Here is an 11,024-nt window from a genome sequence, read left to right as displayed (position 1 = left end):
TGGCGGTCGCATCAGGATTCGAACCTGAGGCCTCTGCCTTCGGAGGGCAGCGCTCTATCCAGCTGAGCTATGCGACCGTGAGATTTCGTTTAGGACAAAGCGGGCGGCGCTGCAATCGGAAAACCTCTCTCGCAATGCGGGAAAACCATACCAGAAACTCTCCTTAAAATTCACGCTCCATTCACGGACCCGGCGCAGGGTGACGCTGCGGAACCTGCTGTCCGCACCTGATTTCAGTTCGCATTTCACAGGAGATTACCATGACCCGACTGCATCACGGCCTCACGCGCTACGACCAACTGGTCAAGTCGCATATCGACCCGTCCGAGGCCGCCCGCCGCATCCCCCTGCCCGCCACCTTCGGCCGGCTTGCGCCCGCCAACGAGGTTCAGCTGGAACATACGACCCATGCGCAGCTGATCGACATCTTCGAGCGGCTGGCGCTGGCCATGGCCCGGACCGGGGCCGAGCCCGGGGCGGCCCCGGCCGGCATGACCTTCTTCGGCCAGTTCGTCGACCACGACGTGACACTGGACGCGACCAGCGCGCTTGGCTCGCGCATCGTGCCGGCGACGATCCCCAACGTACGCACCCCAGCGCTGGACCTCGACTGTGTCTATGGCGCGGGCCCCGAAGCCAGCCCGCATCTCTATGGCCGGGACGAGGCGGCGAACATGCTGGTCTATGGCAACGCCGCCAACCCGCATGACCTGGCGCGCACCGCCAACGGGACCGCGCTGATCGGCGATCCGCGCAACGACGAGAACGGCATCATCAGCGCGATCCAGGCGAATTTCGTGGCGTTGCACAACATCCTGATGACCGAGGCGCTGAACGACGCGGCAGCCCGCGCCGAGATGAAGGATTGCGCGCGGATGGGGATGGCCGCGAACGACTGGACCGACCATGTCGCCGACCGGCACATGATCTTCGAGGAGGTGCGCCGCTTCATCCGGCTGCATTACCAGCACGTCGTCTGGACCGAGTTGCTGCCCGCCTTCGTCGACCGCTCCTGCCTGGACGAGGCGATGGTGCAGGATCTGTTCGGCGCGGATGCAGCGATCATGCCGGTGGAGTTCTCGGGCGCCGCCTACCGGTTCGGCCATGCCACGACGCAGCCCGGCTACGCGATGAAGCAGGGCAACCCAGAGATGGACATGTTCACGATCCTCGGCTTTGGTCCGCGCGTCGAGACGCCCGAGATGCGGATGTTTTTCGACATCCAGGGTGCCGCGCCGCGAGCGCGACCCGTCGGCCCTGCCCTGGGAGAGCCGCTGACCCGCCTGCCCTTCATCAACACGCCCGTGCACCTGGGCGACATCAACCACACGCTGACCGTCGAGCAGAGCCGCAACCTGCCGCTGCGCAACATCCTGCGCGACCGCTATACCTACAAGCTGGCCAATGGCGAGTGGTTCCGGACCGAGTGGTTCAAGAAGAAGCTCAAGCGCACCCTGCCCGCGGTGGAGATGGACCCGATCCTGTCGAGCGCCGGCGTGACCAAGACGCCGCTGTGGTATTACAGCCTCCAGGAGGCGGCGCAGCATGGCGGCGGTCGGCTGACCGGCGTCGGCGGCGCGATCGTTGCCTCGGTCTTTGGCCGGCTGCTGCGGCTGGACCCGACAACGGTTTGGCATGCCTCGGGCTTTGCGCCTTCGGCGAAGTTCGCCCATCCGGGCGGTGTGCTGGCCGGGATGATGGCCTATGCCGAGGCGCATCGCGACGGTATTGCCCATGCGGCGCTGCTGAAGAACGGCTGAGCCGCGCCCACGGGCGGAGCGATCCGGCGCGGGCAATGCGCCTGCGCCGGATCCTGCGGCGGTCGGGGCTCTGCCCGCATCGTCCTTCGGGGCTTCGTCCGGGCTATTTGTGGCTCAAAGAAGCCGACTGGCCTTGCGGCGGGGGCATCGGCGGGCAAGATGGGCCTCGGGATTTTCCGCGAGGGTTCATCATGCGCGCCACACCGCTCTGGCTTCTGGTTCTGGTGCAGGCCGCCGTGTCGGCAGCCTCGCTGGTCGTCGAGATCGTGGCGGGGCGGATGCTGGCGCCCTACGTGGGCATGTCGCTGTATACCTGGACGGCGGTGATCGCGGTGGTTCTGGCGGGGTTCTCGGCCGGGCACTGGTGGGGCGGCGTGCTGGCCGAACGGCCCTTGCGGCGGGCGTTGGCGGCGACGGGCTGGGCGCTGCTGGGCGCGGCGGTGACGACGGCGCTGGCGGGTCAGGCGCTGCGGCTGGCGGCGGGTCCGGTCCTGGCGGGGGGTACTTCGCCGGTCTGGGGGATCACCGGGCTGACGGTGGCGGCCTTCTTCCTGCCGTCTTTCTTTGCCGGGGTGCCGGCGCCGGTGCTGACCAAGGCGGCACTGGATGGCAGCGGGCGCCAGGGGCAGGCGCTGGGGGCGATGTTCGCGTCCGGCGCCGTCGGGGCGATCGCGGGAACGCTGCTGGCGGGATTCGTCTTCATCTCGTGGCTGGGAAGCATCGTGACGCTGGCGGTGGTGACGGCGGTCTACGTGGCGGGCGCGGCACTGTGCCTGTGGCTGGCGCGGCGCGTGTCGGCGGCTTGCGTGCTGGGCGGGATCGCGGCGCTGCTCGCGGCGGGCCAGTCGCTGCTGGCGCCCGGCCCCTGCACCGTCGAGAGCCGGTATTTCTGCCTGGCGGTGCAGGATTTCTCGGCCGATCCGCAAAGCCCGGTCAGGGCGATGGTGCTGGACCACCTGGTGCACGGGATCTCGGCCCGGGACCTGCCGCAGGTCATGTTCACGGATCATGGGGCGATGCTGGACGCGCTGGCGCGGCTGCGGGCGCCCGGGCGGGACTTCTCGTCATTCTTCATCGGCGGGGGCAGCTATACGCTGCCACGGGCCTTCGCCGACCGGGGGCTGACGCGCGTGACGGTGGCCGAGATCGACCCGGCCGTGACGGCGCTGGCGGCCTCGGATTTCTGGTTCGATCCCGACAGCGCCGAGGTGCTGCACGAGGACGCCCGCGTGGCGCTGGCGCGGCGCGACACGCGTTATGACGTGATCGTGGGCGATGCCTTCACCGACACCGCCGTGCCGCAGCACCTGGTGACGCGGGAGTTCTTCGATCTGGTGGCGGCGCGGCTGGAGCCGGGCGGCAGCTACCTGATGAACGTGATCGACTATTCCGACAGCCTTGCCGCCGTGGGCAGCCTGGTGGCGACGCTTCGCGACGTGTTTCCCGAGGTCGAGATCTGGGCCGAGGCCCGCCGTCCGGAACCCGGTGAGCGCATCGTCATGGTGATCGCGGCGGGCGACCGGCCGACGCCGGGCGACAGTTTCGCGGTGCCCGCGCCGGACCGGAAACGCTTTGCCGCGCTGGCGCCCGAGTTCGTCGACCGGATCGCGGCGCGGGGCATGGTGCTTACCGACGATTATGCGCCGATCGACCGGCTGGTGGGCGCGCGGGACTGAGCAAGAGGGGGCTCTGCCCCCGTCGCTACGCGACTCCCCCGGAGTTTATCAGGCAAGATGAAGCGGGGACGCCGCGCACAGGACCAGGGGCGCGCCGCGCCGGGAAGTCAGCCGAGCAACTCGTGCGCCAGTTCCAGCGCGTCGACCAGCACATCGACTTCTTCCGTGGTGTTGTAGAGGCCGAAGGAGGCGCGGCAGGTGGCGTTGAGGCCCAGATGGTCCATCAGCGGGCCGGCGCAGTGCTGGCCGGCGCGGACGGCGACGCCGCGCTTGTCGAGGATGGTCGAGATGTCGTGCGCGTGCCCTGCCCCGTCGAGCGTGAAGGAAAAGATCGCGGCCTTGTCCCGTGTCGTGCCCTGCACCTGCACCCAGTTCAGCCCGTCGAGACGGGCGCGGGCATAGTCGCGCAAGGAGGCCTCATGCGCGGCGATGTTCGTCATGCCGAGGCCCATCATGTACTCCAGCGCCACGCCGAGGCCGATCTGCTGGACGATGCCGGGGGTTCCGGCCTCGAACTTCATTGGCGGGTCGTTGTAGGTGACGCTGTCGCGCGTCACCTCGCGGATCATGTCGCCGCCGCCCATGAAGGGGCGCATCTCGTCCATCCGCTTGCGCGAGATCCAGATCGCGCCGGAGGCGGAGGGGCCGTAAAGCTTGTGACCGGTGACTGCGTAGAAATCGCAGCCGATCTCGGCAACGTTGACCGGCATGTGCACCGCGGCCTGGCTGCCGTCGACCAGCACCGGCACGCCCTTGGCCCGCGCGCCGTCGCAGATCGCCCTGACGTCGACGATGCTGCCCAGCACGTTCGAGCAATGGGTCACGGCCACCAGTTTCGTGCGCGGGCCGATGGCGTCGATCACCTTTTGCGGGTCGAGCCAGCCGGTCGAATCGACGTCCACCCACTTGATGACCGCGCCCTGGCGTTCGCGCAGGAAATGCCAGGGGACGATGTTGGCGTGGTGTTCCATCACGCTGAGGACGATCTCGTCGCCGGGTTCGAGATTGGGCATCGCCCAGCCATAGGCCACCAGGTTGATCCCCATCGTAGTGCCGGTGGTATAGACGATCTCTTCCTCGTCCTTCACACCAAGGAAACGGGCGATGATGCCGCGCACGCCTTCATACTTCTCGGTCGCGAGGTTGCTGAGGTAATGCAGGCCGCGATGGACGTTGGCGTATTCCTCGGCATAGCCCTTGGTGATCGCGTCGATCACTACCTGCGGCTTCTGCGCCGAGGCGCCGTTGTCGAGATAGACCAGCGGCTTGCCGTTGACCTCGCGCGAGAGGATCGGGAAGTCACGGCGGATTGCGTTCACGTCATACATAGCCAGTCACCTGGTTCGGATCGACCCCGGCGAGGGTCAGGAGGAAGGACAGCGCCACGATCACCGCCAGGACGCCCAGCACAAGCGTCAGGATCGCGCGCCACATGTTGTCGAATCCATGCGCCTCGTCGATGAAATGCGCCGCGATCCAGATGCCCAGCACCGTGGCAAGCCCGACCAGCGCCGAGCCCAGCGCCGGCGACAGCGGCAGGACCAGCAGAATCGCCAGTTGCGCGAGCAGGCGCAGCGCCTGGAGCCAGATCATCATCAGGGCGATATCCTCGATCCGGCCGGCACCGCCAAGGCCGCGGCCGATCGCGGCGATGGCGGCAATGGTGCCCGCCAGCGTCGCGCCCTGGAGCACCATGAAGACCACGGGGCTGGCCAACAGCACCGGCACGGCGCCGCCCGACAGGATCTGCGACAGCGCATAGACAATCGCGTTGAGTACGATCACCAGCGCAAAGGCAGTGCGCAGCGCCTCGCGCGAGAGGTCGATGGACAGGAGCAGCCGGGCCACCTGGCGGGGCGCGGTCACGCTTTGCACGGCGAGGCTGAGAAAGCCCTGGAGCGTCACGCCTCACCCCCGATGGCCGCGGCGGCCCGCAGGCCCGACAGCCAGAACCACAGGAACACGCCGAACCAGATCGCGCCGACCAGTGTCAGCGCCGGGCCCGGCCCGATCAGACCCGCCACCAGCCCGTTGAGCAGGATCAACGGCGAGGCAGCAAGCAGCGCCCAGAACAGCGCCAGCCGCGCACCATGGCCCGAGACGGGGCGGCCCAGCATCCGCGCCACGGCCTGCGTGAGCCAGGCCAGCACATACAGCACCAGCGGCAGGATGAACACGATGGCCAGCAGCGCGCCGCCCATCGCCATGTTCAGATCGCCCTCTTCCAGGTGCGCCTTGCGCGCCTGGGCAGGCAGGTTGGCGACGAACATCAAGACGCAGCCGGCCATGAGATAGGCCAGCGCGCGCGGCTCATCGGGGCCGCGCGACAAAAGGTGCTTCACCACCGCCCCGGGCCTGCGATAGCTGGCCGCGATATCCGTCGTGACCGGCATCAGCGGCGGTGACGCGCAAGCCAGGCCGAGACACGCTCGACGATTTCTTCCTGCAGGGACACGTCCTCGACCTCCTGCACCGCCTCGGCGATGAAGGCGATGGTCATCAGGTCCTCGGCCTCGCCGCGGGGAATGCCGCGGGCGCGCAGGTAGAACAGGCTGTCATCATCGATGCCGCCCGAGGTCGAGCCATGCGAACAGGCCACGTCATCGGCGTAGATTTCCAGCTCCGGCTTGGCGAGGAACTGGCTGTCGTCGTCCAGCAGCAGCGACTGGCTGATCTGGTAGCCGTCGGTCTTCTGCGCGCCCGGTTTGACCAGGATCTTGCCCTGGAAGACGCCCACGGCGCCGTTGCGCAGCACCTTCTTGAAGACCTGCCGGCTTTCGCAATTCACCGCGTCATGGGTGATGAACACCGTGTCGTCATGGTGGAAATCGCCATCGCCGAGGCAGGCTCCGGCGACATGCGCCACCGCGTCGTCGCCGGTCAGATCGACGATCACCTCGTTCCGGGTCAGCACGCCGTTCACCGTGAGGGTGAAGGTCTTGAACGTGCTTTCGGTGCCGAGACGCGCAAAGAGATGCGTCGCCGCGCGGCGCTGGTGGTCGCGGCCCTGCGTGCGGACATGATGCAGCGCGCCGCCATCGGCGATGTCGACCTCCATGCACTTGTTGAAGCGCGCGGCGGCGGGGCCGGATTCGAGGATCGTCACCTCGGCGCCCGCATCGACCCTGACCACGTGGTGCAGGATCGCGTCCGAGGTTTCCGAACCGTGCCGGTAGACGAAGTGGATCGGTTTTTCCGCCTTGCCGGTGACATGGATCAGCAGGCCGTCCGTGGCGAAGGCGGTGTTGAGCGTGGCCAGCGGCCGGGCGACCGGAATCTGGCCCGCGGTTTCCAGCTTGCCGTAGATGTCCTTGGCCCAGTGGATGTCGGGCGCACCGGCAAGACGGTCGATGGTGACGCCGCTCATGGCCAGGTCGTCGGAGGCCTTGGCGTCGAACTCACCATCGACGAACACCACCGTCAGCGTGTCGCGCGCCCCGAAAATCGGCGTCTCGTCGGCATGCAGCACAGCGGCCTGCGGCGCCTCAGGCGCGGTCAGCGTATCGGGACGGGTGTATTTCCAATACTCGTCGCGCGCATTGGGCAGGCCCATCGCCCGCAGGCGGGTCAGCGCGTCGCGGCGGGCGGCCTCGGGCCAGCCGCCTTCCGGCAGGGACAGCCGCGAAAGCCGCGCCTCGGTCGTATCCTGTTTTGCCTGGGGAAGCGCCATCACACCGCCTCCGCCAGCAGGTGCTCGTAGCCGCGCTCCTCGACTTCGAGGGCCAGTTCCGGGCCGCCGGTCTTGATGATGCGGCCGTTCGCCATGATGTGCACGACGTCCGGCTTGATGTGGTCCAGAAGGCGCTGGTAATGCGTGATGACGAGGAAGGCGCGGCCCGCGTCGCGCAGAGCGTTCACGCCATCGGCCACCAGCCGCATCGCGTCCACGTCGAGACCCGAGTCGGTCTCGTCCAGGATGCACATCTTGGGTTCCAGCATGGCCATCTGGAGGATCTCGTTGCGCTTCTTCTCGCCGCCCGAGAAGCCGACATTGACCGGCCGCTTGAGCATCTCGGCGTCGATCTTCAGCGCCTTGGCCTTTTCGCGGATCACCTTGAGGAACTCGGCCGAGGACATTTCCTCTTCGCCGCGCGCCTTGCGCTGGGCGTTCACGGCGGTGCGCAGGAAGGTCATATTGCCGACGCCGGGGATTTCCACCGGGTACTGGAAGGCCAGGAAGAGGCCGGCGGCGGCGCGTTCCTCGGGCTCCATCTCGAGAATGTCCTCGCCTTCGAGCGTCGCCGATCCGTCCGTCACCTCATAGCCGTCGCGGCCCGAGAGGACATAGGACAGGGTCGACTTGCCCGAGCCGTTCGGCCCCATGATCGCATGCACCTTGCCAGCCTCGACAGTCAGGTCGACGCCTTTCAGGATCGCCTTGTCCTCTTCTTCAAGCTTGACGTGCAGGTTTTTGATTTCCAGCATTTTTCCCTCTTTCATCCCTAGTGGCCCGAGAGGCCCGTTATGGTCAGTCCAGCACCACGGCGGTGCCAGAGGCCGAGACCATGAGCATCGAGTCGCCCACCACCTCGTAATCCAGGTCGACGCCGATCACGGCGTTGGCGCCAAGTGCGGCCGCGCGTTGTTCCAGTTCCAGCAGCGCGGTCTGCCGCGCGTCCTGCAATTTCGATTCATAGGCGCCCGAGCGGCCGCCGACGATGTCGGTGATCCCGGCGAAAAAGTCGCGCACCACGTTGGCGCCCATGATCGCCTCGCCCACGACGATGCCGCGATAGTCGGTGACACGGCGCCCCTCGACGGTTCCGGTGGTGGTCAGGATCATCGCTGCGCCTCCTCGGCTTGCAGGAAGTGGTTCACGTTGGCCTTCTGGTGGCGGGCGCTGAAGACGGTGCGATAGGCGTTTTCTGCAGCCCAGTTGGCAAAGTCCTCGGCGTTCTCCTCGTCCACCTCGACGAACAGCGACGGCCGCGTACGCGCGATGGTTTCCGAGAACCCGCGCAGCACGCGCATTTCCATCCCCTCGACGTCGATCTTGATGAGGTCGACGGGGTCTTCGCCGAACAGGTCGTCGCCCCGATGCAGCGCGATCCCGCCCCCGGGCACCAGCCGCGCCGCGCCCAGGTTGCGGCCAGCCGGTTCGATGCGATAGCCGTCCTCGGCCAAGTCCGACAGGCCCACGCCCAGCGCATCCAGCGAGATCACCTCGCCCAGCCCGTTCGCCTGCACATTGGCCCGCAGCGCGGCGATGGCCTTGGGGTTCGGTTCCACGCAGATCACCCGCGCCGCGCCCATCAGCGCCGCGAAGTAGAGCGCGTGATTGCCCACGTTCGCGCCGACGTCGATCACATGGGCGCCGGGGGCGACATGCTGCGCGACGCGGTCGAGATCGTCGCGCTCATAGAACTTGCCCACCTTGTGGCGCCCCTGGATCGGGCATCCGGGGTGGTTGAGGTGAAAGACGAAATCCCGTCCGTCGATATGGGCCGCAACCTGTTCCATCAGAACGCCATCGAACCAAGCGCCGCGACGGACCAGGCCAGCATCCCGGCCAGCACGGCAGTCTTCCAGACCGAGCCCATCACCAGCCCCTCGCGCTTGCCCGAGCGCGCGCGGATGCCGAAGCCGATCAGGCAGCCGAGAAAGACCCCGATGCCGATCCCGGCGGTCGCGTTTATGGCCTGCGCGATCATGCCCTCACCCCCGGAACACGAAAGCCGCGCCGAGCGCGATCAGACCGAAGCCGATGAGGGTATTCCAGCCGACGCTTTCCTTCAGATACAGCACCGAGAACGCCACGAATACGGTGAGCGAGATCACCTCCTGGATCGTCTTGAGCTGCGCCGCGGAATAGACCTGATGTCCGATCCGGTTGGCCGGAACCGCCAGGCAATACTCGAAAAAGGCGATCCCCCAACTGACGAGGATCACCAGCATCAGCGGCGCCGCCTTGACCTTCAGGTGCCCATACCAGGCGAAGGTCATGAAGACATTCGACAGGCTGAGCAGGATCAGCGGCGCAACCGCGGGATATGAAAGCGACATCTGTCACACGCACAATCCAGTGTGAGACGGGGTCAGCCCCGCCTCAGCCCACCGACCCTTCGAGAGAGATCGCAACCAGCTGCTGCGCCTCCATGGCGAATTCCATCGGCAGGGCCTGCAACACCTCGCGGCAGAAACCGTTCACCACCAGCGCCACGGCCTCTTCCTCGTCCATGCCGCGCTGGCGGCAATAGAACAGCTGGTCGTCGTCCACCTTCGAGGTCGTGGCCTCGTGCTCGCAGCGGCTGCTGTTGTTCTTGACCTCGATGTAAGGGACGGTGTGCGCCCCGCACTTGTCGCCGATCAGCAGGCTGTCGCACTGGGTGTAGTTGCGGCTGTTCTTGGCCTTGGGGTGCATCGAGACGAGACCGCGATAGGTGTTCTGCGCCACGCCCGCGCTGATCCCCTTAGAGACGATCCGCGACTTCGTGTTCTTGCCCAGGTGCACCATCTTGGTACCGGTATCGGCCTGCTGGTGGTTGTTGGCGATGGCGATGGAATAGAACTCGCCTTGGCTGTCGTCGCCGCGCAGGATGCAGGACGGGTATTTCCACGTCACCGCACTGCCCGTCTCGACCTGCGTCCACATCACCTTGGACCGCGCGCCGCGGCAATCGGCGCGCTTGGTGACAAAGTTGTAGATGCCGCCGCGGCCTTCCTCGTCGCCGGGATACCAGTTCTGCACCGTGGAATATTTCACCTCGGCGTCTTCCTCGATGATGATCTCGACCACAGCGGCGTGCAGCTGCGCGGTGTCGCGCTTGGGCGCGGTGCAGCCCTCCAGGTAGGAGACGTACGATCCCTTGTCGGCGATGATCAGCGTCCGCTCGAACTGGCCGGTATTCTCGGCGTTGATGCGGAAATAGGTCGACAGCTCCATCGGGCAGCGCACACCCGGCGGGACATAGACGAACGAACCATCAGAGAAGACCGCGCTGTTCAGCGTGGCGTAGAAGTTGTCGCTGACCGGCACGACCGAGCCGAGGTATTTCTTCACCAGCTCGGGATGCTCGCGCACCGCCTCGGAGATCGAGCAGAAGATCACGCCCGCCTTCCTCAGCTCTTCCTTGAACGTCGTGCCGACGGAAACGGAATCGAACACCGCATCCACTGCCACGCGCCGCGTCTCACCGCCGCCCACGCGGCCCTCGGCGGGCGCCGCGTCGGCCCCCTCGACACCGGCGAGGATCATCTGTTCCTTCAGCGGGATGCCGAGTTTCGCATAGGTTTCCAGCAGCTTGGGATCGACATCATCAAGAGATTTCGGCTTTTCCGACATGCTCTTGGGCCGGGCGTAGTAATACTGGTTCTGGAAGTCGATTTCCGGGTAATGGACCATCGCCCATTTCGGCTCCTTCATCTTCGTCCAGCGTTCCAGCGCGGCCAGCCGCCACTCGGTCATCCAGGCGGGCTCTTCGTTCTTGTCCGAGATCAGGCGCACGATGTCCGGCGTCAGCCCCTTGGGGGCGTATTCCATCTCGATCTCGGTTTCCCAGCCATGCTTGTAGGTGCCGACGGACTTGACGGCATCCACCGTCTCCTGGTCGACCCCTTCCTTCACCTGCACGTCGTCGATCGCAGCCAT

12 protein-coding genes and 1 tRNA gene are annotated in these 11,024 nt (G+C 66.6%); 2 read left to right on the top strand and 11 right to left on the bottom strand.

Features of this window, described 5'->3' with window-relative positions; translation table 11 throughout:
- Nucleotides 1-77: transfer RNA gene (locus tag KB874_RS07480), tRNA-Arg, on the bottom strand.
- 183 nt (nucleotides 78-260) lie between these two features.
- On the opposite strand from KB874_RS07480, the gene KB874_RS07475 reads away from it, so the two are divergent.
- Nucleotides 261-1,760: a peroxidase family protein gene (locus KB874_RS07475; RefSeq protein WP_212535949.1), complete on the top strand. Its 1,500-nt coding sequence runs from the start codon at nucleotides 261-263 to the stop codon at nucleotides 1,758-1,760.
- Between the two features lie 191 nt (nucleotides 1,761-1,951).
- Nucleotides 1,952-3,436 (top strand): fused MFS/spermidine synthase, encoded by a 1,485-nt coding sequence (locus KB874_RS07470; RefSeq protein WP_212535948.1) that lies wholly within the window; start codon nucleotides 1,952-1,954, stop codon nucleotides 3,434-3,436.
- Between the two features lie 107 nt (nucleotides 3,437-3,543).
- On the opposite strand, the gene KB874_RS07465 is transcribed toward KB874_RS07470, so the two are convergent.
- Genes KB874_RS07465 through sufB form a run of 10 tightly spaced genes read right to left on the bottom strand, consistent with a single transcriptional unit; the run spans nucleotide 3,544 to nucleotide 11,024 of the window.
- Complete coding sequence (locus tag KB874_RS07465) at nucleotides 3,544-4,764, bottom strand: cysteine desulfurase (RefSeq protein ID WP_212535947.1); 1,221 nt, start codon at nucleotides 4,762-4,764, stop codon at nucleotides 3,544-3,546.
- The gene (locus KB874_RS07460) at nucleotides 4,757-5,341 is read right to left on the bottom strand and encodes a YIP1 family protein (protein WP_212535946.1); all 585 of its coding nucleotides are present in this window, start codon (nucleotides 5,339-5,341) and stop codon (nucleotides 4,757-4,759) included. Before KB874_RS07460 ends, KB874_RS07465 begins: the two co-directional genes overlap by 8 nt.
- Nucleotides 5,338-5,829: a YIP1 family protein gene (locus tag KB874_RS07455; RefSeq protein ID WP_212535945.1), complete on the bottom strand. Its 492-nt coding sequence runs from the start codon at nucleotides 5,827-5,829 to the stop codon at nucleotides 5,338-5,340. The genes KB874_RS07460 and KB874_RS07455 overlap by 4 nt, the downstream gene beginning before the upstream one ends.
- The gene (locus KB874_RS07450) at nucleotides 5,829-7,106 is read right to left on the bottom strand and encodes a SufB/SufD family protein (RefSeq protein ID WP_212535944.1); all 1,278 of its coding nucleotides are present in this window, start codon (nucleotides 7,104-7,106) and stop codon (nucleotides 5,829-5,831) included. The genes KB874_RS07455 and KB874_RS07450 overlap by 1 nt, the downstream gene beginning before the upstream one ends.
- Nucleotides 7,106-7,861: a Fe-S cluster assembly ATPase SufC gene (gene sufC / locus KB874_RS07445; RefSeq protein WP_212535943.1), complete on the bottom strand. Its 756-nt coding sequence runs from the start codon at nucleotides 7,859-7,861 to the stop codon at nucleotides 7,106-7,108. The genes KB874_RS07450 and sufC overlap by 1 nt, the downstream gene beginning before the upstream one ends.
- 43 nt (nucleotides 7,862-7,904) lie before the next feature.
- Nucleotides 7,905-8,219, bottom strand: coding sequence for a heavy metal-binding domain-containing protein (locus tag KB874_RS07440; RefSeq protein ID WP_212535942.1), 315 nt, complete (start codon nucleotides 8,217-8,219; stop codon nucleotides 7,905-7,907).
- Nucleotides 8,216-8,896 carry an FkbM family methyltransferase gene (locus KB874_RS07435; protein ID WP_212535941.1) on the bottom strand — a complete coding sequence of 227 codons (681 nt, stop codon included), beginning with the start codon at nucleotides 8,894-8,896 and terminating at the stop codon, nucleotides 8,216-8,218. The genes KB874_RS07440 and KB874_RS07435 overlap by 4 nt, the downstream gene beginning before the upstream one ends.
- On the bottom strand, nucleotides 8,896-9,087 hold the full coding sequence (locus tag KB874_RS07430; protein WP_212535940.1) for a hypothetical protein: 192 nt from the start codon (nucleotides 9,085-9,087) through the stop codon (nucleotides 8,896-8,898). Before KB874_RS07430 ends, KB874_RS07435 begins: the two co-directional genes overlap by 1 nt.
- A gap of 4 nt (nucleotides 9,088-9,091) precedes the next feature.
- Nucleotides 9,092-9,439 (bottom strand): DMT family protein, encoded by a 348-nt coding sequence (locus KB874_RS07425; protein WP_212535939.1) that lies wholly within the window; start codon nucleotides 9,437-9,439, stop codon nucleotides 9,092-9,094.
- A gap of 43 nt (nucleotides 9,440-9,482) precedes the next feature.
- Nucleotides 9,483-11,024, bottom strand: a complete 1,542-nt coding sequence (gene sufB / locus KB874_RS07420; RefSeq protein WP_212535938.1) for a Fe-S cluster assembly protein SufB — start codon at nucleotides 11,022-11,024, stop codon at nucleotides 9,483-9,485.

Source organism: Thetidibacter halocola, assembly GCF_018224955.1.
Classification (GTDB): domain Bacteria; phylum Pseudomonadota; class Alphaproteobacteria; order Rhodobacterales; family Rhodobacteraceae; genus Thetidibacter; species Thetidibacter halocola.
Note: the sequence above shows the minus strand (reverse complement) of the source record. Positions and strands in the feature narration are given on the sequence as shown.